Here is a 23,622-nt window from a genome sequence, read left to right on the forward strand (position 1 = left end):
GTATGAAAAGAACAAAGAAGAACCGTCAGGCTGAGTGCCTGCAAACAGGAAAGAGTGAAAGAACCGCTGCCAATGCAGCAAAGTGTGCAAACGGATACGGTCAGGAAAAGACCGGCAGCGACTTCCGCAAGGATGAAGGCAGGGGCAAGCCGCTCTCTGTTTTCTTGGAAGCATCGGAAATCAAAACGCGGCAATGTATATACATCAGCCGAGAAATTCATGAGAAAGTCGCTATCGTTGCCAGTCGGATGGGAAACGGTTTGAGCATCGGCAAGTTCGTGGACAACATCCTCCGCGACCATTTCCGGCAATACGGGCAGCAGTACATGGAACAGATTGAAAACGCCCAAAAAGTAAGATTATGACAAAGGCGTTTTTAATCGTATCGGTTGCTTGCAACGTGTGGTTCCTGTTCCTGCTGTTTTATGACCGCATCATGGACACGAAGCTCATCCGTTTCTTCAGATATATTGCCGGGTTGTGGCGATCATTGGACAGTACAGTGGCAGAGCAAGGAAAGGATAAGGAAATACCTCACGCAGACACCTCGGACATCATTGGCAAGAGCCGTTTCAAGATGGCATCGACCCGGACAACCGCTGCCATACTGGCGCAAGAAGCCGCCACTTCGGAAAAAGGCATTGAGCTGTCGGAGGAAGAGGCTACTTTTGACGACGGAAACACGGAAACCGTCTCACGCCCGACACAAGTACCGGAGGACAAACTCGATGAAACCTTTACGAGCATCCCGCCCTCGGAACTGGAGTACGGAGAAGATGAACCGGAGGATGAAGAACCAGACAAAAAGCAGGCTTCGGGAAGCAGCTTCGAGGATATTGACATGGCAGTACGCACCATACGGAAGGAATCACCATCCGATGAGGAAATGCGACACGCCGGAAAGGTCATGACGGAACTGGACGGGACAGAGCTTTTCACAAGAATAACGGAACGCCTGACCGATGATACAATGAGCGAGAGGCTTGCAAAGGCGATGGCAGTTTTCGTGGACACGGTGAACATGACCGTGACACAACAAAAGGAAAAGGTGTTCGTGATTCCCGACAACATCGAGGAGTTCGACTTCCGAAACTATGTATAACAACTAAAAAAGAATGGAAATGAAAACGTAAAAAGACGACACCCACGCGCACGGCGGTACAAGGTACAGCCAACCCGCAACGGACAGCCCCAAGTCCGTAGAAACAAACGGGCAACCACTAAAACCAAAGTAAAGTAATCAAGTATCAACCGCCCGAAAAAGGACTATCCACCCTTTGGACGGCACAAAAAAGAACAGTTTATGAACAAGAACATCAGACAAAAGTTAATCATCGCTGCGGCACTTATGATTGCCGCAACCGCCTCCGCTTTCGCACAGGGAAACGGTCTGGCTGGCATCAACGAAGCCACCTCTATGGTGAGTTCGTATTTCGACCCCGGCACGAAATTAATCTACGCCATCGGCGCGGTAGTCGGGCTTATCGGTGGCGTGAAAGTGTACGGAAAATTCTCGTCCGGAGACCCGGACACCTCGAAGACCGCCGCCTCGTGGTTCGGGGCTTGTATCTTCTTGATTGTCGCCGCCACTATCCTGCGCTCATTCTTCCTTTAATAAACAATGTATGGCTGAATACCCGATAAACAAGGGTATCGGCCGTCCGGTCGAGTTCAAGGGTTTGAAGGCTCAGTACCTCTTCATCTTCTGCGGAGGTCTGCTGGCTCTCTTCGTCCTGTTCGTCATCCTCTATATGGTCGGCATCGACCAGTGGATATGTATCGGCTTCGGCGCGGCATCGTCTTCCGTCCTCGTATGGCAGACCTTCGCGCTGAACGCCCGGTACGGCGAACACGGGCTGATGAAATTGGGAGCGGCAAGGAGCCATCCCCGATACCTTATCAACCGACGGCGGATCACCCGATTACTCAAACGGCAACGAAAGGAAGAAACGACATGAGAAATACATCCAAAATGACAACACTGGAAAACAAGTTCCCCCTGCTGGCGGTGGAGCATGGCTGCATCATCTCCAAAGACGCCGACATCACGGTGGCTTTTGAGGTGGAACTGCCGGAGCTTTACACCGTGACGGGCGCAGAGTACGAGGCGATACACGGCTGCTGGTGCAAGGCTATCAAGGTGCTACCGTACTTCTGCGTCGTGCATAAGCAGGATTGGTTCATCAAGGAGAAATATATGCCGGAGTTACAGAAGGACGACATGAGTTTCTTGAGCCGTTCCTTTGAACGCCACTTCAACGAGCGTCCGTACCTGAAACACTCCTGCTATCTCTACTTGACCAAGACGACGAAAGAACGTAACCGTATGCAGAGCAACTTCAGTACGCTGTGCCGGGGACATATCATCCCGAAGGAGCTGGACAAGGAAACCGCCGGGAAGTTCATGGAGGCCGCCGAACAGTTCGAGCGCATCATGAACGACAGCGGCTTTGTGAGGCTGCGCCGCCTCTCCACCGACGAGATTGTCGGGACGGAGAAGTCCGCCGGGCTGATAGAGCGTTACTTCTCGCTCATGCCCGAAGGCGACACGACCTTGCAGGACATCGACCTCTCGGCAAAAGAAATGCGTATCGGTGACAACCGCCTGTGCCTGCACACCCTCTCCGACGCGGAGGATATGCCAGGAAAGGTGGCTACCGACATCCGCTACGAGAAACTCTCCACCGACCGCTCGGACTGTCGCCTCTCCTTCGCCTCCCCCGTGGGGCTGCTGCTTTCCTGCAACCACATCTATAACCAGTATGTGATTATCGACAACAGCGAGGAAAATTTGCAGAAGTTCGAGAAGTCCGCAAGGAATATGCAGTCGCTATCCCGATACAGCCGGAGCAACAGCATCAACCGCGAGTGGATAGACCAGTACCTGAACGAAGCCCATTCCTACGGGCTGACCTCGGTACGGGCGCACTTCAACGTCATGGCGTGGAGCGATGACGCGGAGGAACTGAAGCATATCAAGAACGATGTGGGCAGCCAGCTGGCAAGCATGGAGTGCGTGCCGCACCACAATACCATCGACTGCCCGACACTCTACTGGGCGGCGATGCCCGGCAACGCGGCGGACTTCCCGGCGGAAGAGAGTTTCCATACATTCATCGAGCAGGCGGTGTGCCTCTTCACGGAGGAAACCAACTACCGCAGTTCGCTCTCGCCCTTCGGCATCAAGATGGTGGACAGGCTTACGGGAAAACCGTTGCACCTCGACATCAGCGACCTGCCGATGAAGCGGGGTATCACGACCAACCGCAACAAGTTCGTGTTGGGTCCTTCGGGCAGCGGCAAATCCTTTTTTATGAACCACCTCGTGAGGCAATACTACGAGCAGGGTACGCACGTGGTGCTGGTGGACACGGGAAACTCCTATCAGGGCTTGTGCGAGATGATCCGGTGCAAGACAAACGGGGCGGACGGCGTGTACTTCACCTACACGGAGGAGAAACCGATTTCGTTCAACCCGTTCTACACCGATGATTACGTGTTCGACGTGGAGAAAAAGGACAGCATCAAGACATTGCTGCTGACGCTCTGGAAGTCGGAGGACGACAAAGTGACGAAGACGGAGAGCGGCGAACTGGGCAGTGCGGTGAACGCCTATATCGAGCGTATCAGGGCTGACCGAAGCATCGTCCCCTCGTTCAACACCTTCTACGAGTATATGCGCGACGACTACCGCCGCGAACTGGCGGAACGTGAGATAAAGGTGGAGAAGTCCGACTTCAACATCGACAATATGCTCACCACCATGCGGCAGTATTACCGGGACGGACGCTACGACTTCCTGCTCAACTCCACGGAGAACATCGACCTGCTCGGCAAGCGGTTCATCGTCTTCGAGATTGACAGTATAAAGGAAAATCGCGAGCTTTTCCCTGTGGTGACCATCATCATCATGGAAGCCTTCATCAACAAGATGCGCCGATTGAAAGGCGTAAGGAAACAGTTGATAGTGGAAGAGGCTTGGAAGGCTCTATCTTCGGCGAACATGGCTGAGTACCTGCGCTATATGTACAAGACCGTGCGCAAGTATTACGGGGAGGCAATCGTGGTGACGCAGGAGGTGGACGACATCATTTCCTCGCCCGTCGTCAAGGAGAGCATCATCAACAACTCCGACTGCAAGATACTCCTTGACCAGCGGAAGTACATGAACAAGTTTGATGCCATACAGTCCCTGTTGGGTCTGACGGAGAAAGAGAAGTCGCAGATACTCTCCATCAACATGGCGAACAACCCGTCAAGGCTCTACAAGGAAGTGTGGATAGGACTGGGCGGCACGCAGTCGGCAGTCTATGCCACCGAAGTTAGTGCTGAAGAGTATCTGGCGTACACCACCGAAGAAACGGAAAAAGTAGAGGTTTACCGTCTGGCGGAACAGTTGGGCGGCGACATTGAAGCCGTCATCCGGCAGCTTGCCGAAAGGCGGAGAAAAAAGGAATAAATAGAAACAGATTCATCAACTAAAAAAGAAAATGCGTATGAGTATATCAAGAACGAAAATGCTGCAAGTCAGCAAGTGTTTAATCGGGCTGGCGGTCATGGTGCTGCAATCCTGCGACATAACGGACAACCGACGCGACCTGCTTTGCGGAAACTGGGAGAGTGTGGAGGGCAAGCCCGACGTGCTTATCTACAAGGAAGGCGAAGCCTATAAGGTGACGGTATTCAAGCGGAGCGGCATCCGCCGCAAGCTGAAGCCGGAAACCTATCTCTTGCAGGAGGAGAACGGCAATCTGTTCATGAACACCGGATTCCGCATCGACGTGTCCTACAACGAGGCGACGGACATCCTGACCTTCTCGCCGAACGGGGACTACGTGCGTGTGAACCCGAAACCGGACCATCCGATAGGCGAGCAATAAATAATGAAATCCACTAAAATCCAAAGTAACATGAGAACAAGAATAACACTTATTATCTGCCTGTGCCTGTTTGCAGTCGGCAGGGCAAGCGCACAGTGGGCGGTGATAGACCCGTCCAACATCGCGCAGAGCATCGTGAACACCTCGAAGAACGTGGTACACACTTCCACGACCGCCCAGAATATGATAAAAAATTTTCAAGAGACCGTGAAGATTTACGAACAGGGCAAGAAGTATTACGACGCACTCAAATCCGTGAACAATCTGGTAAAGGACGCCCGGAAGGTGCAGCAGACCATCCTGATGGTGGGTGACATCACCGACACCTATGTGACCAGTTTCCAGAAGATGATGCGTGACGACAACTTCACGGTGGAGGAACTGGGAGCCATCGCCTTTGGCTACACCAAGTTATTGGAGGAATCCAACGATGTGCTGACGGAACTGAAGAATGTGGTGAATATCACCACGCTCTCCATGACGGACAAGGAGCGCATGGACGTGGTGGAACGCTGCTACTCCAAAATGAAGCGTTACCGCAACCTCGTGAGCTACTACACCAACAAGAACATTAGCGTGAGTTACCTGCGTGCGAAGAAGAAAAACGACCTTGACCGCATCATGGGGCTGTACGGGAACATGAACGAAAGATATTGGTAGCCTATGAATTTCGACAACCTTCACCAAATTCTGCGCTCGCTCTACGAACAGATGATGCCGCTATGCGGGGACATGGCGGGCGTGGCGAAAGGCATCGCCGGGCTGGGCGCACTCTTTTATGTGGCCTACCGGGTATGGCAGTCGCTGGCGAGAGCCGAACCGATAGACGTGTTCCCTATGCTCCGCCCGTTCGCTATCGGTCTGTGCATCATGTTCTTTCCGACGGTGGTACTGGGTACGATAAACAGCATCATGTCGCCCGTCGTGCAGGGTACGGCAAAGATGCTGGAGGCGGAAACGCTGGACATGAACCGATACCGTGAGCAGAAGGACAAACTGGAGTACGAAGCGATGATGCGCAATCCCGAAACCGCCTACCTCGTGTCAAATGAGGAGTTTGACAAACAACTGGAAGAACTGGGCTGGTCGCCCGGCGACATGGTGACGATGGCGGGGATGTACATCGAGCGCGGGATGTACAACATGAAGAAGGGCATCCGCGACTTCTTCCGCGAGATACTGGAACTGATGTTCCAAGCCGCCGCCCTCGTGATAGACACCATCCGCACGTTCTTCCTCGTGGTGCTGGCGATACTCGGTCCGATAGCCTTCGCCATATCGGTGTGGGACGGCTTCCAAAGCACGCTTACACAGTGGATATGCCGCTACATACAGGTCTATCTGTGGCTGCCCGTGTCGGATATGTTCAGCACCATACTGGCGAAGATACAAGTGCTGATGCTGCAAAGCGACATCGAACGGATGCAGGCTGACCCGAACTTCTCGCTGGATTCGAGCGACGGGGTGTACATCGTCTTCATGATAATCGGCATCATTGGTTACTTCACCATCCCCACGGTAGCAGGCTGGATTATCCAAGCCGGAGGCATGGGAAGCTACGGTCGCAACGTGAACCAGACGGCAGGACGAGCCGGAAGTATGGCGGGCAGCGTGGCGGGCGCAGCCGCAGGAAACGTGGTCGGACGTGTCGGGAAGCTGCTGAAATAATCAACTGACAATTAAAAACGAATAAACAACAATGGAATTTAAGTCACTTAAAAACATCGAATCATCGTTCAGGCAGATACGCCTGTTCGGTATCGTCTTCCTCTCGTTGTGTGCCGTAATAACGGTATGGAGCGTGTGGAGTTCCTACCGCTTCGCGGAGCGGCAACGGGAAAAGATTTACGTGCTGGACAACGGCAAGTCGCTGATGCTGGCTCTCTCGCAAGACTTGTCGCAGAACCGTCCGGCAGAAGCGAGGGAACACGTGCGCCGTTTCCACGAGCTGTTCTTCACGCTCTCACCCGAAAAGAGCGCGATAGAGCATAACGTGAAACGCGCCCTGCTATTAGCGGACAAAAGCGTGTACAACTACTATTCGGACTTTGCCGAGAAGGGGTACTACAACCGCATCATCGCCGGGAACATCAATCAGGTGTTGAAGGTGGACAGCGTGGTGTGCGATTTCAACGGCTATCCCTACCGTGCCGTGACCTACGCCACGCAGAAGATCATCCGGCAGAGCAACGTCACCGAGCGCAGCCTCGTGACTACGTGCCGCCTCTTGAACTCGTCCCGTTCGGACGACAATCCCAACGGTTTCACCATCGAGGGATTCACCATCATCGAGAACAAGGATTTACAAACCATCAAAAGGTAAACGGACATGAAGAAAATCAAAAAATCATTTTGGCGTGCGTACTGGAAGCTCCACGACAAAAAGAAAATGCTGGTGGCAAGGCTCAAAGGCTATCTGGACGGTTTGCCCCCGAAGACACGCAGGCGCATCGTGCTGGCGATGCTCGCCGCCTTTGCGGTGCTTGCCCTCTACACCTTCGGCAAAGCCGTCTATGAAATCGGCAGGAATGACGGCAGCCGGATGGTAACAGACCATGCCGGACAGGTGGAACTGTCCATAAAGCCGGACAACAATCATAATGTAATACCTTATTTATATGGAACAGACGAAGAATGAACCTAAAAACGAGAACAAGGCGGCTCCCGACAACGGGAAACCGAAGAAGGAGCGCAAGCCGCTGACCGAAGCCCAAAGGCTGAAACGTCAGAAAATGATAGTGCTGCCCGCTATAGTGCTGGTATTCATCGGTGCTATGTGGCTGATATTCGCCCCGTCTTCCGACAAGGAGCAGCAACCGGGAACGGGTGGTTACAACATCGAAATGCCCGACGCTGACAAGGCGAACCGCCAGATCATCGGCGACAAGGCGAAAGCCTACGAACAGGGAGCAATGGAGGAACGGCAGGAGAACCGCAGCCGCGCCATGCAGGAACTGGGCGATATGTTCGACCGCGAGGTGGCGGAAACGGACGGCGGCAGGGACTTCGACCTTGCTAATCCCGGAAATGCGGAAGATGCAACAGCAAAATCATCCGCTCCGAAAACCATCCAATCCTCCGCAGCTGCCTACCGCGACCTCAATACCACGCTCGGCAACTTCTATGAGCAGTCGAAGAACGACAACGCGGAAATGGACGAACTGTTGGAGCGTATCGCCTCGCTGGAATCGGAACTGGAAACCGAGAAAGGCAAGGCATCCTCTATGGATGATCAAGTGGCACTCATGGAAAAGTCCTACGAGCTGGCGGCGAAGTACATGGGCGGTCAGAACGGTACACAGCCACCTGTCGGACAGGCGGCAGAACCTTACCATGTGCAGAAAGCCGGAAAGAACACGGCTGCACCTGTCAGGCAGGTAACGCATCAGGTGGTATCTTCGCTCTCACAGCCGATGAGCAACGCTGAGTTTGTCGCCTCCTTCTCGCAGGAGCGCAACCGCAGTTTCAATACGGCGGTGGGTGTCACGACTGTATCGGACAGGAACACCATATCGGCGTGTGTCTATGGGGCGCAGAGTGTGACTGACGGGCAGGCGGTAAGATTACGGCTGCTGGAGCCGATGGCAGTGGCGGACAAAATCATACCCCGCAATGCAGTGGTGGTAGGCACGGCAAAGATTCAGGGCGAACGACTCGATATTGAAATTACTTCGCTGGAGTACGCAGGTACGATTATACCGGTAGAACTGGCGGTGTATGACACGGACGGACAGCCCGGCATCTTCATTCCAAACTCGATGGAGATGAACGCCGTCAGGGAGGTTGCCGCCAACATGGGCGGCTCGCTGGGCAGCAGCATTAATATCTCCACCAACGCAGGGGCGCAGCTCGCCTCCGACTTGGGCAAGGGGCTGATACAAGGCACGAGCCAGTATATCGCCAAGAAGATGCGTACCGTCAAGGTGCATCTGAAATCCGGATACAAGGTCATGCTATATCAGGACAGAGATTGAAAACAATAACAATCAACGACTAAAAAAACAACAACCAAATTTTTATTTACCACTAAAATCCAAAGTAGAATGAAAAAAGTAATCATCATGTTTGCCCTCGCTATGGGCATCGTAACTGCCAACGCGCAGGAGAACGTAACCGTTGTAACGGACAACGGAAGTGAACAACCGACCTTGACAAAGGAGGTCTATCCGCAGAAGGAGGCGGACGGCGATCTGTATCACGGGCTGACAAAGAAGCTGACCTTCGACCGCATGGTTCCCCCGCACGGCTTGGAAGTGACCTACGACAAGACCGTCCACGTCATTTTCCCCTCGGAGGTGCGCTACGTCGATTTAGGCTCGCCCGACCTGATTGCGGGTAAAGCCGACGGAGCGGAGAACGTCATCCGCGTGAAAGCGACCGTGAGGAACTTCCCGAACGAAACCAATATGTCCGTGATAACGGAGGACGGGAGTTTCTACACCTTCAACGTGAAGTACGCCGCCGAACCGCTGCTGCTCAACGTGGAGATGTGCGACTTCATCCATGACGGCGAGGCGGTGAACCGTCCGAACAACGCGCAGGAAATCTATCTGAAAGAGCTGGGTAGCGAAAGTCCCATGCTGGTGCGCCTTATCATGAAGTCCATTTACAAGCAGAACAAGCGTGAGGTGAAACACATCGGCTGCAAGCGTTTCGGCATCCAGTACCTTCTGAAAGGCATCTACACGCACAACGGACTTCTCTATTTCCACACGGAAATCAGGAACCAAAGCAACGTGCCTTTCGATGTGGACTATATCACGTGGAAAATCGTGGACAAGAAGGTGGCGAAGCGTACCGCCGTGCAGGAGCAGATCATCCTGCCGCTCCGTGCGCAGAACTATGCCACCTGTGTGCCGGGCAGAAAGAGCGAGCGCACGGTATTCACGATGGCGAAGTTCACCATCCCCGACGGCAAGTGCCTCGTGGTGGAGCTGAACGAGAAGAACGGAGGCCGTCATCAGTCCTTCGTGATTGAGAACGAGGACTTGGTACGTGCGGGTACCATCAACGAACTTCAAGTGCGCTGACCATGAGAAAGCACATCGCAATCATCATCGCGTCGCTTGCCCTCTTCACGGGGCAGGCGCACGCCCAGCGGTGCCTGCCGAAGATGCAGGGCATCGAATTGAGAGCTAACCTTGTGGACGGTATGCGTTTAAGTGGCAACAATGGCGGTTACAGTTTCGGGGCGGCTCTCTCCACCTACACGAAGAACGGTAACAAGTGGGTGTTCGGTGGCGAATACCTCTTGAAGAACAACCCGTACAAGGATACCGCCATACCTGTGGCGCAGTTCACGGCGGAGGGCGGTTATTATTTCAAGATACTCTCCGACGCCCGTAAAATAGTGTTCGTCTATGCGGGGGCTTCGGCTCTCGCCGGATATGAGTCGGTGAATTGGGGCGAGAAAGTGCTGCATGACGGCTCCACGCTCCATGACCGGGACGCCTTCATCTACGGCGGTGCGCTGACGCTCGATGTGGAGTTTTACGTGGCTGACCGTATCGCCCTGCTCGCCAACCTCCGGGAGCGCCTGCTGTGGGGTGGCGACACACGGAAGTTCCATACGCAGTTCGGGGCGGGCGTCAAGATAATCATCAACTGACACGTCGCATGGAACGGACGGACATTGAGAATATGAGGCAGATACCCATTGCGGACTTTCTCGCACGGCTGGGACATGAGCCTGTCCGAAGGAGCGGAAACGAGCTGTGGTATCGTGCGCCATACCGCAGTGAACGCACGCCCTCCTTCCGTGTGAACGTGGCGAAACAGCTCTGGTACGACTTCGGCTTGGGCAAGGGCGGCGACATCTTCACGCTTGTCGGGGAGTTTACCCGAAGCGGGGATTTCATGGCGCAGGCGAGATTCATAGCGGAAACCGCCCGTATGCCGCTTGCCGCAGCAGAAAAGCCGTTGTACCTGCCGGAACCGTCCGAACCTGCCTTTGAGGGAGTGGAAGCCGTCCCGCTGCTCCGCTCTCCGCTGACGGAGTATTTGAAGGAAAGAGGCATCCCTTATGCCGTTGCATCCCGCCACTGCTGCCGCCTGAACTACGGCGTGCGTGGTAAGCGGTACTTTGCCGTCGGCTTTCCGAACGTGTCGGGCGGCTATGAAACCCGAAGCCGCCGTTTCAAGGGTTGCGTACCACCAAAGGACGTGTCGCTGGTCAAGGCGGGGGACATCCCGGCGGACGTGTGCAGCGTGTTCGAGGGCTTTATGGACTTCCTGTCCGCCGTCACGCTCGGTTTGGCAACGGGTGACTGCCTTGTGCTGAACTCCGTCGCCAACGTGGAAAAGGCTTTGAAACATCTGGACGGGTACGAGCGCATCGACTGTTACCTCGACCGAGACGAAGCCGGACGCAGGGCAATGGAAGCCCTGCGGACACGCTACGGAGGAAAGGTGACAGACCGTTCCGGCATCTATCAAGGCTGCAAGGACTTGAACGAGTACCTGCAACAAGTATCAAGAAAACAACAAAAGAACAACAATCTAAAAATCAAAGAATAATGAACATACTGAACAACAAGAACAAGAGAACATCAATCTTCAAGGCGTTGGCACTCTGCCTGTTCGCCGCAGTGTCATTCACATTCGTATCGTGCGACGACGATATGGACATCCAGCAATCCTATCCCTTCACGGTGGAAACCATGCCCGTGCCGAACAAGGTCACAAAGGGGCAGACGGTGGAAATCCGCTGTGAGCTGAAGAAAACGGGCGATTTCGCCAATACCCTCTATACCATCCGGTATTTCCAGTTCGAGGGTGAGGGCACACTGAAAATGGACAACGGCATCACTTTCCTGCCCAATGACCGCTACCTGCTCGAAAACGAGAAGTTCCGGCTGTACTACACGGCGCAAGGTGACGAGGCGCACAACTTCATCGTGGTAGTGGAGGACAATTTCGGCAACTCCTATGAGTTGGAATTTGACTTCAACAACCGAAACGTGAAGGATGACGGGGTTATCACTGTTGTCCCCATCGGGAACTTCAAGCCCCTTACACGATGATGCGTGTATTCATGGCTATCCTCTGTTCGCTTCTGGCGGTCTGTTCCGTGTCCGCACGGAACAGACGCCATGAGGGAACGGACGGGCAGGCGGCTATCTACCGGCTGCCACCATTTGAGAGGGCGGTGCGATGCACGAAGTATTTTGAGGGCTGGCATTCGGAAAAACATCACCCGTATGTAGGATATGGACATCGGTTGCAGCCGGGGGAAAGGTATTCGGCACGCACCATGACGAAGCGGCAGGCGGACGCGCTTCTGCGAAAAGACCTGCGGAAGTTCTGCGCGATGTTCCAGCAGTTCGGGAAGGATTCGCTTCTGCTTGCCACGCTCGCCTACAATGTCGGTCCGTACCGTCTTTTGGGGAGTGGGAAGATACCCAAAAGCACGCTAATCCGAAAGCTGGAGGCGGGTGACAGGAACATCTACCGGGAGTATATCGCTTTCTGTAACTATAAGGGGAAACGCCACGCCATGCTGCTCAAACGAAGGAAGGCTGAGTTTGCGCTGCTGTATGTACCATAAAGAATAAGTGTCTGACGAAAGAAACTCCGATGAAGCCGCCAACTTCATCGGAGTTTCAGTTTTCATACATTCGGGATTGTCCCTTTGCCTGCAACCTCACCGTCCCTGCAATGCTCTATGATACCGGGTGAAAATCCCATGCTGCCGATTGCGATATGCCGGATATAGTCTGTATATTCCTGACCTTGAAAATTCCTGCCCGTAAGGTTCTTGAAAACCATCTTTATGCTTATGCCGTCGTTGCTGTACAAGATGGTTTTTCCGTTCTGTCTGATTGTTTCCATGATTAAAACTTGTTTTTGTGAATACTATCGTAGATTGGTACAAAGGTTTCTTTGCCTACTTTCTTATCCGCCATCATGCTCATGAAAGAAAGTAGGCGGCTTTTGCCGCCCACCCCTCAAAAGCGGGTGTAAAGTCCCGTTACCATCGTGAACATTTCCTCCAGCATATCGCAATATATCCCCTCGTGCGTTTCAATGTCCTTCGTCCTGCTCTCGAATGTCTTTTTGCTGAACGTCTTGCGGTAGAAACGCATATTGTATAGGTCTGCCCCTCCGTCATAGATGATGTCAAGGCGGTTGGCACTGGTCTTGTTCCTCGCAAGGCTCATGCGCAAGCCGTTGCCCATGTCTGTGAAGTCTTTGCTTCCCGTCATGGCGGCAAAGCGTCTGCCGCCAATCTGCTCTAAAATTGTCTTTGCTATCATATCCGTTGTCTTTTAGGTTTATGGTTCGGGCGGTGCGGACACCGCCCCAATGTTCAAAATTCTGTTTTCTCGGTTATGGGTGTGCATTTTTCCAGCCACTCTTTCAGACATTCCATGCTATACTCGCTCGTGATGACTGCCGTATGGCTGTCAATGGCAGTGAAACGGCTGCTTTCATAGCTGTCTATCCACCCCTTTAGGGTATCAACTCCCCACGCTTCGGCATCGTCAAAGATGCCGTCCAATGCCGTAATGGGTTCGCTGAATTTGACTATCAGCGTTTGGTAGCCTGCTTCGTTCATCGCTTCTCCTCCTTCCTTTCCTTTGCCGTTAGCCACTTGTCCCGTGCGGCTCGACATTCGTCTAATGTGGGTTTGACACAAGAGAAAAGTTCCCCGTCCGTGTGGCGGTAGTCGTATTGCACAAGGGTGCGTTTGCGTCTGTCGATACCCGTTTGGAATTTCTCGTAGTTCTCCGTTCCTGCCGATTGGCAGGTGCTTACTCCGTTAATTGTCATTTTGTTGCCATAGTCGTTGTTATTTAGATGATTAGAAATGTACAGACAGCACTCTGTGTTGCATCACCATTTCGGGGTCGCTCGTGTAGCGTTGGTGCAGGTAGAAATGATGAGAGCCGAAGCCGTAAAGGAAGAACTTGTCAAGTTCGTGTTTCTCGGCAAAGTCCTTGACGCTCGCCCTTAATTGCTCCTCACTCTGACAAAGAGTGAGGAGGTTCATAAATTCAAGGAACATCGTGGGGATTTTATCATCCCATAGGAAAACCATGCTTTCAAATCTTACTTCCATAATGTTAGTTGTTAGATGTCGATATTATGCCGCTTTCATCCGCTGGCGGATAAGGTTGGCGTTCTTGTTCACAAGGGCGATGATGCGGTCGTGGTATTCGGAGTTCTCGTTGCATACGCCACGACACTGCACCACCTCAAAAGTTTTTAGTGACACCTCTATCGTTTCAATTCGTTTTCCGTCAATGGTGGCGGATAGGATAAGGGAGTCTTTTCGTTTGTGGTAACCGCCCACACAATGGTGCATCGTCCTTCCTTCCTCTGCCATTTCTTCCACGCTCTCTATGACTTTGACGCAAATAAGGCTGTCGGTAAAGGCAAGTCCGAAGAATATGCCCTTAGCTTTCAGATATTGTTTCTCGTCCTCAATCGCTTTCCTGCGTTGCTGTTCAGTCCGCTCATGTTTCCTTTGCAGGTTGCGCTTTGCCACCAACTTGTCGTGTTCAACTTTGAGGTCGGCAGGGCAAACGTATTTCGGGCTGTTTGTGTCCTTGCCGAAATGACGCAGGAGGTCTATGGTGTCACGCCACATTGAGCCGTCCTCAATAGTATAGCCGTTGCGGATACATATCTTGATTGAAGCCCAATACTCTCCAATATTGAAAGAGTGGTACAGATAGTAGCGCAACATGGGATATTGCCCTGCCTTCAACAGCGTTTCCGCACGGCTGTCCGACAATAATGCCGGTATTAGTTTGGTGGGTACAATGTCGTGGAAATTGCCGTTAAAGCCGTTTCTGCGGAGCGTCGGCAACACCTTATATCTTGGATATATCGGGGAATATGAGATATGGCGGTACGCTTCATTGTCATTGCGGATAGCAAAAGGAGAAGCGAATGAGAACGTGTCGATGTAGCATCCCAATGTGCGTGGAATGGCAACAACAGCCTTACGCCCTTGTTCATTCCACCAATACTGCCCGATTTCAAGGGCATAGGACTTGGCATTAACCCCTTTCTCCATACCCACGACAAGCAAGAACATTCGTAGCACTTGGTATTCTCCGCTTGTGGTAAGGGTTGTGAAATACTGCTTTTGTCTTACCTTGCGCTGATAGGTGAGGCAGACTTTCAAACTTGCTCCACATTCGGGACACGTACAATGCTCGGTCTGCTCCGTCATTACCCAACTATGACCGCAATCCATACAAGTGGTACGACCTTTCGGCAAGCGGTGTGCATAATGCTCCACGCAATTACGGAATGCCCAATTTATCTGTATCGGGGTTATCGGGCGTAGTTTCTTGCTTTGGGCAAGAACTGCTTTTTCAAATTTGTTTCTCGGTTTCATAAGCCAAAATCAAATAATGAGGGTTGAACTTGGGTTTCTGTTTTCGCCTTTGTCGGCTTGGTGCGGTTCTGCAACTTGCGGAGTTCCTCGTCTTGGTATCTGCGGACTGCCTGCTGACGTGCTTCTGCTTTTTCCTCTGCCGTGAGTTCCACAATGTGGTTCACCGCCACTTGGCATTGGATAGGCTTGCCCACCTCAATCTCGTTCTCGTCATAGTAGTGTACTGCTTGTCCGTATATCTCTCCGTCCGTGAAGCCGTTACAACCGCTTTTCTGCACATAGTTCAGAATGTAGGTTACGCAATCGTCAATGTTCTTGGCTGGATTGCGGTAGTTCTTCGCAAAGAGCGTGTCTTCCTCCGCACGTTGTTCCAAATACATCTGTATCGTTCTCTTGAAATGGTCTGTTCCTTTCATATCGCTGTCGTTTTTATGAGTTGTCAAATAGTATGTTTCAAAATCTCCCTCCAATAAATCGGCTCAACCTCGCTCAATAGGAAGTCTATAAAGTCCTTCCGTGCGTTCTTGTTCAGTTCGTGGTAGAGTCCACGGAACACGGACATATTGCCGTTGAGGTATGTTTCCACCATGTACTCGAAGATGTTGCCCACCTCGTAGTATCTGCATTGTTGCTCCACTGTCTTGCTTCTTCTCTTTGCCATGTCGGTAGGGATTAAAGGGTGAATAACCAAAGAATGAAGCCGAAGAACAGGATAACGGAAAGAATAGCCACGATTAACCCTATTGCCACTCGGAACACTCCGTTTATTATCTCTCTGACGATGTACCAAAGGATGCCGGACACCCAAAAGGCGGTGCGCATGATTAGGGTGCATATCGCAAGCCCTATGTATTGCGCCATTTGTCTGAAATTTACCGTTGCTGTCATAGCCGTATCATTTGTTAAGTTCCACGATGCTGTCTATCCTGCCGTATAGGAAACTGCGGAGTGCGGTCTTGTCGGTAGCCTTGTATTCCGCCCAATGTCCATACTGCTTTACAATGTAGGTTCGGAGAATGTCGGAAAAGTCAAACATCCAACCTTGCAAGGGTACTGCGCTCTTGAAATAGGTGTTGCTGTTCACATTGCGTGTAAGCCAATCCTTTTCCTCTCGGCTCAATTTCTCACCATTGTTCAGTTTGGTGCGAAGTCCGTACACCTTGCTGCCTTGCAGGTTCTCCAAACTTGGTACTTCCCATGCCACGAATTTTGTTGCTATTGCCGTTCTCATATCCGTTTTGTTTTTGATTTTTTGTTTTTTAATGCGGATTCAAGAGCTGAGGGAGTTGAGTTTCAAACTATCTTATCTGCCTCTCGTTTATCCGACATTTTTTTTAATGCGTCTTTCTGTCGCATCGGTCGTTTTCGTTTCGGGTGCTTAAAAAGGTAGGGATTAGGGAATGCAAGGTTTTTCGGGAAAATACTACCCGAAGGGCTGGAGATTTTTCCAGAAAACAGGAGGCTTGACCTTGCTTTCCCGTACAATCCCGGAGTTACCTTTGCACCCAGCACGAAAATGACTGCCTGATGCGGCTCACTGAAAGGCGCGAAAATGGAGGTAAACGGAAGTAGAGGCAGATTAGACAGGAAAACTTCAAAAGAGAAATCCGTGAAAAAGACATCCCCAACAGAAAAGAACATAGCCGGTAGCGTGAAACCGGGCAAACCATCGGCAAGGAAGTATGTTTTTATCTGTTTGGCCAAACGTGTTTGGTCGGATGGATAAAATCATTCTTCCCGGTTTGTCTGCCGTGAGTGACGGCTTGTTCCATTTATGGAATGTGCGGTCATACACGGCTTTCCGCTTCCGGCTCAAAAGGACAACGAAAAAAGAAAAATCGTCAAAACCCCGTAAAAGCACCTCTTTGGCATAAGCACAAAAGAAAGGGGCCTTGTCTCATCAGTCTAAACTATTGTTTAGGCGTGAGGCAAAGCCCTTTTCTCCGCTTATGCGGCAGTCGGCACACGTTCGTTCAAAATCTTTTTGGGCGATGGTGTGCTGACGGATAAAATCGCTTTTACGGAAAAACTTGTGTGAGAAGAAAAAATCAGGAGATTCATTTCTAAATCTCCCGTTTTATTGTTACTTTTGCATACGAAGAGTTCTTTGAAGGTTACGCAACGCACAGAAGAATAATGCAGTAGATAACTAACTAATTCGTAACCTATTACTATTATGAGCGATTACCCAATGCTCATTTCCAATAAATTACACTCTTTTCGTAACTTCTCGCCGCAAATGTAGCAAAAATAAGCCGAAATAGTGTACATTTGCATTCAAATACTTATATGTTATGTTTAAAGCACTTAAGACAGTGGGACGATATATCATACTGATGGGACGCGTATTTGCCCGTCCCGAACGTATGCGTATGTTTTTCCGCCAATATGTCAACGAGTTGGAACAGCTCGGCGTGAACTCTATCGGCATCGTATTGCTGATATCGTTCTTCATCGGAGCTGTAATCACCATACAGATAAAGTTGAACATCGAGAGTCCTTTCATGCCTCGATGGACAGTGGGATATGTAACCCGAGAAATCATGCTGCTGGAATTCTCCTCCTCCATCATGTGTCTGATTCTGGCAGGAAAGGTCGGGTCAAACATCGCCTCGGAGCTGGGCACCATGCGAGTCACCCAGCAGATAGACGCCCTTGAAATTATGGGTGTCAATTCTGCCAACTATCTCATCCTACCGAAAATTGCCGCTATGGTGACAACCATTCCACTGATGGTGACGTTCAGTATATTCGCCGGCATCATAGGTGCCTTCTGTACTTGCTGGTTCGGCGGCATCATGTCGGCGGTAGATTTGGAATACGGCTTGCAGTACATGTTTGTCGAATGGTTTATTTGGTGCGGCATCATCAAGTCACTGTTCTTTGCCTTTATCATTGCCAGCGTATCGGCATTCTTCGGTTACACCGTCGAAGGCGGTTCCATCGAAGTGGGCAAGGCGTCCACCGACTCCGTAGTATGCAGCAGCGTACTTATCTTATTCGCCGACCTAATATTAACTCAACTTTTAATGGGATGATTGAACTGAAAGGACTTTGCAAATCATTTGAAGAAAAAGAGGTACTGAAAGATATCAATGCCACTTTCGAGAATGGAAAGACCAACCTGATTATAGGGCAGAGCGGTTCGGGAAAAACCGTACTCATGAAATGTATCGTGGGTCTGCTGACACCGGACAAAGGAGAACTGTTGTATGACCACCGCAACTTCCTCGCCATGGGAAAGAAGGAAAAGAAAGCGCTCCGCCGGGAAATGGGAATGATTTTCCAAAGTGCCGCGCTGTTCGATTCCATGACGGTACTGGACAATGTGATGTTTCCACTGAACATGTTCAGCAACGATACCCTGCGCGATCGGACTCGTCGTGCCATGTTCTGCTTGGAGCGTGTAAACCTGATTGAAGCCAAAGACAAATTTCCCGGAGAAATCAGCGGCGGTATGCAGAAACGCGTAGCCATTGCCCGTGCCATTGCCCTAAACCCGCAATACTTGTTTTGTGACGAGCCGAATTCAGGACTTGACCCCAAGACCTCGCTTGTCATCGACGAACTGATACAAGATATAACCCGAGAATACAATATGACTACTCTCATCAACACTCATGACATGAACTCTGTAATGGGTATCGGAGAAAAAATCATCTATATTTACGAAGGACACAAAGAATGGGAAGGCAATAAAGACGATATCTTCACTTCCACCAACGAGCGGTTGAACAGTTTCATATTTGCATCTGACCTATTCCGGAAAGTCAAAGAAGTGGAGATACAGAACCTTGAAGGATAAAACCACACCTCATTTTCTAACCTATTACATAAGAAAGCGTCCGGAAGCTATGTTCCGGACGCTTTCTCTTCATAAAACCAGTTAATAGAATCGACTATATCATCACGATATATTTTACTTCTGCCGGATATAGATATTTATCGGAGTTCCGGTCAACTTCCATTTCTCACGCATCTTATTTTCCAGGAATCGTCTGTAAGGCTCTTTCACATATTGTGGAAGATTTGCAAAATAAACAAATGACGGCACCTGGGTATTGGGCAACTGCGTAATATACTTTATCTTGATATACTTACCCTTAATTGAAGGGGGTGGATACGCCTCGATAAGCGGCAGCATTTCCTCGTTCAAACGAGCTGTCGGAATACGCGTCATACGATTTTCGTACACATCACGCGCCTCTTCCAATACCTTCAGAATACGCTGTTTGGTCAGTGCCGAAGCAAAGATGATAGGAAAATCCACAAACGGAGCGAAACGGTTGCGGATAGCATCTTCGAAAGTCTTCATCACCTTCACAGTCTTGTCCTTCACCAAGTCCCACTTGTTCACCACAACCACCAGCCCCTTGGCATTCTTCTGTATCAAGGAGAAGATATTCAAATCCTGGCTTTCGATGCCACGCGTAGCGTCTACCATCAAAATACATACATCTGCATTCTCAATGGAACGAATGGAACGGATTACAGAGTAGTACTCCAAATCCTCATTCACCTTGTTCTTCTTACGGATACCCGCCGTATCTACCAGGTAGAAATCAAAACCGAATTTATTGTAGCGGGTATAGATAGAATCGCGCGTGGTACCGGCAATCTCCGTCACGATGTTGCGGTCTTCTCCAATAAAGGCATTGACTATGGAAGACTTTCCGGCATTAGGGCGTCCCACTACTGCAAAGCGGGGAATATCCTCGTCCAGAATTTCATCAGATTCCTTCTTGAACTTGCTGACGATAAGGTCCATCATATCGCCCGTACCGCTACCCGTTACAGCAGAAATACAATAAGGGTCACCCAAACCCAAACTGTAAAACTCAGGAGCATTGTATTGCAGTTCATGATTATCAGTCTTATTGGCAACCAGCAACACAGGCTTCTTGGCACGACGCAAGATGGCAGCTACCTGCTCGTCGAGGTCCGTAACCCCGTTCATCACATCCACCACGAACAGTATCACGTCGGCTTCGTCCACCGCCATCAATACCTGCTTACGAATCTCTTCTTCGAAAATATCATCAGAGTTCACTACCCAACCGCCGGTATCTACCACGGAGAACTCACGTCCCAACCATTCGGTCTTTCCATATTGGCGGTCACGGGTGGTTCCCGCTTCCTCATTCACAATTGCCTGACGTGTCTTGGTCAGACGGTTAAATAATGTAGACTTTCCCACATTGGGACGTCCTACGATTGCAACTAAATTTCCCATAGTTCACACTCTTTGTTTTTTGCGACTGTCACAGTCGTATGAATAACTCTTAATCCAGCTGATAACCAAAATTACGCAGTTCCTTGTCCGAACTCCGCCAATCCTTATCAACTTTCACAAACGTCTCCAGGAATATCGTTTTCCCGAAAAACCTCTCCAAATCACGGCGCGCTTCAGTAGCCACTTTCTTCAAAGCCTTCCCCTGCTTGCCTATGATAATACCTTTTTGCGAATCACGCTCCACATAGATTACGGCACTGATATGAATCTTCTTTGCCTCCTCCTTAAACTGTTCTACCATCACCTCCACCGAATAAGGGATTTCCTTATCGTAGTACAACAGAATTTTCTCACGGATTATTTCGGTCACGAAGAAACGCGCCGGCTTGTCCGTCCACTGGTCCTTGTCGAAATAAGGAGGTGAGTCGGGCAACAGCTCCTTCACCCGCTTCATGACATAATCCACATTAAATTTCGAAGTAGCAGAGATAGGAATAATTTCCGCCTTCGGCAGCAATTCCTTCCATGCTTCCACCAGTTCCACCAGCTTTTCCTGGTTGCTTAAATCAATCTTATTGATAAGCAGCAATACCGGAACGTCCAAGTGTCCTACTTTCTCCACAAAGTCATTATGCTTGTCGGGAGTCTCAACCACATCTGTCACATACAGCAACACATCCGCATCCGTCAATGCCGAAGTGGAGAAATTCAGCATGGACTCCTGTAACTTATAGTTTGGCTTCAATACACCCGGAGTGTCCGAAAACACAATTTGCATGTCATCCGTATTATAGATGCCCATAATCCGATGACGGGTGGTCTGCGCCTTGAAAGTGGCGATAGAAATGCGCTCACCTACCAAAACGTTCATCAATGTGGATTTGCCCACATTCGGATTTCCCACGATATTTACAAAACCTGCTTTGTGCATGACTTCAGTATTTGAATTGAGACAAAAAAACGCATCGAATCGAAATAGGATGCGTTTTTATCATATTATATTTAGCAATAGTATGTTACTGCTTCTTTCCGTCGTATCCCCACTTCACATACACGGCTCCCCAGGTAAATCCTGCGCCGAATGCAGTGAAAATAAGGTTGTCGCCTTTCTTCAGCTTATCTTCAAAGTCCCAGATGCAAAGAGGCAACGTAGCAGCACTGGTATTGCCGTAACGTTCGATATTAATCAGTACTTTCTCACGAGGAACTTCCAGACGATGTGCCACAGCATCAATGATACGAAGATTGGCCTGGTGCGGAATCACCCAGTCAATGCTATCCTTTGTCAGACCGTTTTTCTCGGCAATGGCCGCGCTAACATCCGACATATTGGATACGGCATACTTAAACACAGTACGTCCTTCCTGATAAATGTAATGCATGTGGTTGTCTACAGTAAAATAAGAGGGAGGACAAACCGACCCACCCGCTTTCATATGCAGGAAAGGCAAACCTTTGCCGTCGGTTCTCAGAATAGCATCCATAATACCTACATCTTCTGTTGTCGGCTCGAGCATGAAAGCTGCAGCGCCGTCTCCAAAGATAGGACAAGTAGCACGGTCTGTATAATCAACCATTGACGACATCTTGTCGGCTCCCACAATGATAACCTTCTTATATCTTCCAGAACGGATGAAATTGGCCGCCGTCTCCATCAGATAGAGAAATCCGCTGCAGGCTGCCTGCAAGTCAAAAGCATATGCATTTTTCAGCCTTAGCTTATCACATAAAATAGAAGCTGTAGAAGGGAAATGATAATCCGGAGTGGAAGTAGCTACAATCACCAGATCTATATCATCCGGATCCGCGCCAGTACGTTGCATCAGCTGTTTGGCAGCTTTACGCGCCATATAGGAACTACCTAACCCTTCTTCATTCAGGATACGTCTTTCCTTTACTCCGATACGAGTCATAATCCATTCGTCATTGGTATCCACCATTCTTGAGATTTCGTCGTTTGTCAAGACGTAATCAGGTACATAACCGCCGACTCCTGTAATTACTGCATTTATTTTTTCCATTAAAATCTTGTTTACTTATAGAACTACTGAAACAACGGTAGTCTAAAAAGGTTTGCTTATTAAATTACAAATCTTTTTAGACGCCCGATATTCAAGTATAAGTTTTAGTCAAACTGACCGTAATTATACGGCAGCTTCCTTTTCAACTGCAAGCTTACCTCTATAGTAACCACATGCACCACATACAGTGTGATATACATGCCACTCACCACAATTCGGGCAAATAGCCAGTGTAGGAGCTACTGCTTTATCATGAGTTCTTCTCTTCGCAGTTCTTGTTTTTGACTGTCTTCTCTTAGGATGTGCCATTTTCTTTAATCTTTAATTGTTATCTAATATTTTCTTTAATTCGTCCCAACGCGGGTCTACCTGCGTTTCTTCTTCATTCATCAGCTCCACCTCTTCTTCCGGAGCAAATGTGTCCTCAGCCATATCATCATCCGGAGTAGTGCGCATATGCTTACTCAATTTGCTGGTCATTGCCTTGTTACACTTACCCGGAGCATGCACATGCTTCATGGGGATGGCCAAAGCTACAAACTCGTACATAAACCATGCTACATTAATCTCACCTTCCTCTTCGGGAATTACAATGAGATTGTCACCTTCTTCGGCATATTCATGACCGAACTTAACCAGCAGCTTATCTGTCGAGCTGACAAGCTGTTCCATATCGTCCAAACAACGGTCACATGGCACCCACACCATTCCGTCTGTCTGGAAGTTCAATTCGAAAGCACGAGATGTTTTCTTTACAACTAACACCACATTGACTTTACCCTTCTGCACTTCCGGTCCATCAATATTGGCAAAGAAAAGGTTGTCTAGCACAAACTCATATTTGCATGAATCTGCTTGCATACCTTTCAGGTCTATTTTGTATTTATCAAACTTTCCCAAAGCTTCTTTTGTTTATTCGGGCGACAAAGATACGAATAATTATCCTCATTATGTAGTATTTAGAGTAAAATATTCATTTTTTTATGTTCATTTCACCCTGATATCACTACAAATCAGCAGAAAACTCATGGCCTAAAACACAAGAACAATCCATGCCGGCATCCAAGTATATGTAAAGATATAAAACGAACAAAGCCTCCGTATCCTTATCAGACACGGAGGCTTCTTCTGAAAACG

35 protein-coding genes are annotated in these 23,622 nt (G+C 49.9%); 19 read left to right on the plus strand and 16 right to left on the minus strand.

Annotated features, from left to right (window positions below; translation table 11 throughout):
- Positions 1 to 2: 2 nt before the first annotated feature.
- The 16 genes from DWX62_RS18515 (at position 3) to DWX62_RS18590 (ending at position 12,426) form a co-directional block, all read left to right on the plus strand.
- Positions 3 to 365 (plus strand): DUF3408 domain-containing protein, encoded by a 363-nt coding sequence (locus DWX62_RS18515; RefSeq protein WP_008781208.1) that lies wholly within the window; start codon positions 3 to 5, stop codon positions 363 to 365.
- Positions 362 to 1,102, plus strand: a complete 741-nt coding sequence (locus DWX62_RS18520; RefSeq protein WP_120173081.1) for a conjugal transfer protein TraD — start codon at positions 362 to 364, stop codon at positions 1,100 to 1,102. Before DWX62_RS18515 ends, DWX62_RS18520 begins: the two co-directional genes overlap by 4 nt.
- 201 nt (positions 1,103 to 1,303) lie before the next feature.
- On the plus strand, positions 1,304 to 1,615 hold the full coding sequence (locus DWX62_RS18525; RefSeq protein WP_004311205.1) for a DUF4134 domain-containing protein: 312 nt from the start codon (positions 1,304 to 1,306) through the stop codon (positions 1,613 to 1,615).
- 10 nt (positions 1,616 to 1,625) lie between these two features.
- The gene (locus DWX62_RS18530) at positions 1,626 to 1,958 is read left to right on the plus strand and encodes a DUF4133 domain-containing protein (protein ID WP_004311206.1); all 333 of its coding nucleotides are present in this window, start codon (positions 1,626 to 1,628) and stop codon (positions 1,956 to 1,958) included.
- On the plus strand, positions 1,955 to 4,459 hold the full coding sequence (locus tag DWX62_RS18535; RefSeq protein ID WP_005827325.1) for a TraG family conjugative transposon ATPase: 2,505 nt from the start codon (positions 1,955 to 1,957) through the stop codon (positions 4,457 to 4,459). The genes DWX62_RS18530 and DWX62_RS18535 overlap by 4 nt, the downstream gene beginning before the upstream one ends.
- Before the next feature lie 37 nt (positions 4,460 to 4,496).
- Positions 4,497 to 4,880, plus strand: coding sequence for a DUF3876 domain-containing protein (locus DWX62_RS18540; protein ID WP_004308928.1), 384 nt, complete (start codon positions 4,497 to 4,499; stop codon positions 4,878 to 4,880).
- Positions 4,881 to 4,910: 30 nt separating this feature from the next.
- Positions 4,911 to 5,540, plus strand: a complete 630-nt coding sequence (locus DWX62_RS18545; RefSeq protein ID WP_004308927.1) for a DUF4141 domain-containing protein — start codon at positions 4,911 to 4,913, stop codon at positions 5,538 to 5,540.
- 3 nt (positions 5,541 to 5,543) lie between these two features.
- Positions 5,544 to 6,548: a conjugative transposon protein TraJ gene (gene traJ / locus DWX62_RS18550; protein WP_004308926.1), complete on the plus strand. Its 1,005-nt coding sequence runs from the start codon at positions 5,544 to 5,546 to the stop codon at positions 6,546 to 6,548.
- A 31-nt stretch (positions 6,549 to 6,579) separates the two neighbouring features.
- A complete protein-coding gene (traK, locus tag DWX62_RS18555) occupies positions 6,580 to 7,203 on the plus strand; it encodes a conjugative transposon protein TraK (RefSeq protein ID WP_004308925.1) in 624 nt (207 codons plus the stop codon).
- 6 nt (positions 7,204 to 7,209) lie between these two features.
- A complete protein-coding gene (locus DWX62_RS18560) occupies positions 7,210 to 7,518 on the plus strand; it encodes a TraL conjugative transposon family protein (RefSeq protein WP_004308924.1) in 309 nt (102 codons plus the stop codon).
- The gene (gene traM / locus DWX62_RS18565; protein ID WP_120173082.1) at positions 7,499 to 8,854 is read left to right on the plus strand and encodes a conjugative transposon protein TraM; all 1,356 of its coding nucleotides are present in this window, start codon (positions 7,499 to 7,501) and stop codon (positions 8,852 to 8,854) included. The genes DWX62_RS18560 and traM overlap by 20 nt, the downstream gene beginning before the upstream one ends.
- A gap of 69 nt (positions 8,855 to 8,923) precedes the next feature.
- Complete coding sequence (traN, locus tag DWX62_RS18570; protein ID WP_005827318.1) at positions 8,924 to 9,910, plus strand: conjugative transposon protein TraN; 987 nt, start codon at positions 8,924 to 8,926, stop codon at positions 9,908 to 9,910.
- Positions 9,911 to 9,912: 2 nt separating this feature from the next.
- Positions 9,913 to 10,488 (plus strand): conjugal transfer protein TraO, encoded by a 576-nt coding sequence (locus DWX62_RS18575; RefSeq protein WP_005827316.1) that lies wholly within the window; start codon positions 9,913 to 9,915, stop codon positions 10,486 to 10,488.
- Between the two features lie 8 nt (positions 10,489 to 10,496).
- Positions 10,497 to 11,396 (plus strand): toprim domain-containing protein, encoded by a 900-nt coding sequence (locus DWX62_RS18580; RefSeq protein WP_004310298.1) that lies wholly within the window; start codon positions 10,497 to 10,499, stop codon positions 11,394 to 11,396.
- On the plus strand, positions 11,396 to 11,902 hold the full coding sequence (locus tag DWX62_RS18585; RefSeq protein ID WP_005827314.1) for a DUF3872 domain-containing protein: 507 nt from the start codon (positions 11,396 to 11,398) through the stop codon (positions 11,900 to 11,902). Before DWX62_RS18580 ends, DWX62_RS18585 begins: the two co-directional genes overlap by 1 nt.
- Positions 11,899 to 12,426 carry a glycoside hydrolase family protein gene (locus tag DWX62_RS18590; protein WP_005827312.1) on the plus strand — a complete coding sequence of 176 codons (528 nt, stop codon included), beginning with the start codon at positions 11,899 to 11,901 and terminating at the stop codon, positions 12,424 to 12,426. The genes DWX62_RS18585 and DWX62_RS18590 overlap by 4 nt, the downstream gene beginning before the upstream one ends.
- A gap of 62 nt (positions 12,427 to 12,488) precedes the next feature.
- Here the strand turns inward: DWX62_RS18590 and DWX62_RS18595 are convergent, their stop codons facing one another.
- The 11 genes from DWX62_RS18595 to DWX62_RS22160 all read right to left on the minus strand — a co-directional run bounded on the left by DWX62_RS18595 (position 12,489) and on the right by DWX62_RS22160 (position 16,935).
- On the minus strand, positions 12,489 to 12,710 hold the full coding sequence (locus DWX62_RS18595; RefSeq protein ID WP_004310300.1) for a hypothetical protein: 222 nt from the start codon (positions 12,708 to 12,710) through the stop codon (positions 12,489 to 12,491).
- A gap of 116 nt (positions 12,711 to 12,826) precedes the next feature.
- A complete protein-coding gene (locus tag DWX62_RS18600; protein ID WP_004310301.1) occupies positions 12,827 to 13,135 on the minus strand; it encodes a hypothetical protein in 309 nt (102 codons plus the stop codon).
- Between the two features lie 53 nt (positions 13,136 to 13,188).
- Complete coding sequence (locus DWX62_RS18605) at positions 13,189 to 13,494, minus strand: hypothetical protein (RefSeq protein WP_004310302.1); 306 nt, start codon at positions 13,492 to 13,494, stop codon at positions 13,189 to 13,191.
- Positions 13,434 to 13,652, minus strand: coding sequence for a DUF3873 domain-containing protein (locus tag DWX62_RS18610; RefSeq protein WP_008770680.1), 219 nt, complete (start codon positions 13,650 to 13,652; stop codon positions 13,434 to 13,436). The genes DWX62_RS18605 and DWX62_RS18610 overlap by 61 nt, the downstream gene beginning before the upstream one ends.
- A gap of 31 nt (positions 13,653 to 13,683) precedes the next feature.
- Positions 13,684 to 13,941: a hypothetical protein gene (locus DWX62_RS18615; protein WP_005827305.1), complete on the minus strand. Its 258-nt coding sequence runs from the start codon at positions 13,939 to 13,941 to the stop codon at positions 13,684 to 13,686.
- Positions 13,942 to 13,965: 24 nt separating this feature from the next.
- Positions 13,966 to 15,231: a PcfJ domain-containing protein gene (locus DWX62_RS18620; protein ID WP_004310303.1), complete on the minus strand. Its 1,266-nt coding sequence runs from the start codon at positions 15,229 to 15,231 to the stop codon at positions 13,966 to 13,968.
- A complete protein-coding gene (locus tag DWX62_RS18625) occupies positions 15,228 to 15,647 on the minus strand; it encodes a PcfK-like family protein (protein WP_004310304.1) in 420 nt (139 codons plus the stop codon). Before DWX62_RS18625 ends, DWX62_RS18620 begins: the two co-directional genes overlap by 4 nt.
- Positions 15,648 to 15,670: 23 nt before the next feature.
- Positions 15,671 to 15,892, minus strand: a complete 222-nt coding sequence (locus tag DWX62_RS18630) for a hypothetical protein (RefSeq protein WP_005643956.1) — start codon at positions 15,890 to 15,892, stop codon at positions 15,671 to 15,673.
- An 11-nt stretch (positions 15,893 to 15,903) separates the two neighbouring features.
- Positions 15,904 to 16,119: a hypothetical protein gene (locus DWX62_RS18635; RefSeq protein WP_005827303.1), complete on the minus strand. Its 216-nt coding sequence runs from the start codon at positions 16,117 to 16,119 to the stop codon at positions 15,904 to 15,906.
- A 7-nt stretch (positions 16,120 to 16,126) separates the two neighbouring features.
- Positions 16,127 to 16,462 carry a hypothetical protein gene (locus DWX62_RS18640; RefSeq protein ID WP_004310306.1) on the minus strand — a complete coding sequence of 112 codons (336 nt, stop codon included), beginning with the start codon at positions 16,460 to 16,462 and terminating at the stop codon, positions 16,127 to 16,129.
- Positions 16,463 to 16,524: 62 nt separating this feature from the next.
- Positions 16,525 to 16,935, minus strand: coding sequence for a hypothetical protein (locus DWX62_RS22160; protein WP_005827299.1), 411 nt, complete (start codon positions 16,933 to 16,935; stop codon positions 16,525 to 16,527).
- A 14-nt stretch (positions 16,936 to 16,949) separates the two neighbouring features.
- Here DWX62_RS22160 and DWX62_RS22050 point away from each other — a divergent pair, with 14 nt between their 5' ends.
- The 3 genes from DWX62_RS22050 to DWX62_RS18660 all read left to right on the plus strand — a co-directional run bounded on the left by DWX62_RS22050 (position 16,950) and on the right by DWX62_RS18660 (position 19,036).
- Positions 16,950 to 17,105, plus strand: coding sequence for a hypothetical protein (locus DWX62_RS22050; RefSeq protein ID WP_004314171.1), 156 nt, complete (start codon positions 16,950 to 16,952; stop codon positions 17,103 to 17,105).
- 420 nt (positions 17,106 to 17,525) lie between these two features.
- A complete protein-coding gene (locus tag DWX62_RS18655) occupies positions 17,526 to 18,269 on the plus strand; it encodes an ABC transporter permease (protein ID WP_005829541.1) in 744 nt (247 codons plus the stop codon).
- Positions 18,266 to 19,036, plus strand: a complete 771-nt coding sequence (locus DWX62_RS18660) for an ABC transporter ATP-binding protein (RefSeq protein WP_005829539.1) — start codon at positions 18,266 to 18,268, stop codon at positions 19,034 to 19,036. Before DWX62_RS18655 ends, DWX62_RS18660 begins: the two co-directional genes overlap by 4 nt.
- A 114-nt stretch (positions 19,037 to 19,150) precedes the next feature.
- On the opposite strand, the gene der is transcribed toward DWX62_RS18660, so the two are convergent.
- The 5 genes from der to DWX62_RS18685 all read right to left on the minus strand — a co-directional run bounded on the left by der (position 19,151) and on the right by DWX62_RS18685 (position 23,385).
- Positions 19,151 to 20,464: a ribosome biogenesis GTPase Der gene (gene der / locus DWX62_RS18665; protein WP_005829538.1), complete on the minus strand. Its 1,314-nt coding sequence runs from the start codon at positions 20,462 to 20,464 to the stop codon at positions 19,151 to 19,153.
- 49 nt (positions 20,465 to 20,513) lie between these two features.
- Entirely contained in the window at positions 20,514 to 21,395 is an 882-nt protein-coding gene (era, locus tag DWX62_RS18670; protein ID WP_005829536.1) for a GTPase Era, read from the minus strand.
- Positions 21,396 to 21,480: 85 nt separating this feature from the next.
- Positions 21,481 to 22,485: a beta-ketoacyl-ACP synthase III gene (locus DWX62_RS18675; protein ID WP_005829534.1), complete on the minus strand. Its 1,005-nt coding sequence runs from the start codon at positions 22,483 to 22,485 to the stop codon at positions 21,481 to 21,483.
- A gap of 123 nt (positions 22,486 to 22,608) precedes the next feature.
- The gene (gene rpmF, locus DWX62_RS18680; protein ID WP_004288267.1) at positions 22,609 to 22,794 is read right to left on the minus strand and encodes a 50S ribosomal protein L32; all 186 of its coding nucleotides are present in this window, start codon (positions 22,792 to 22,794) and stop codon (positions 22,609 to 22,611) included.
- A 12-nt stretch (positions 22,795 to 22,806) separates the two neighbouring features.
- Entirely contained in the window at positions 22,807 to 23,385 is a 579-nt protein-coding gene (locus tag DWX62_RS18685) for a DUF177 domain-containing protein (RefSeq protein ID WP_005829530.1), read from the minus strand.
- Positions 23,386 to 23,622: the final 237 nt, after the last annotated feature.

Origin of the sequence: Bacteroides sp. AF20-13LB (assembly GCF_003603065.1) — a bacterium.
GTDB classification, from domain to species: Bacteria; Bacteroidota; Bacteroidia; order Bacteroidales; family Bacteroidaceae; genus Bacteroides; species Bacteroides uniformis.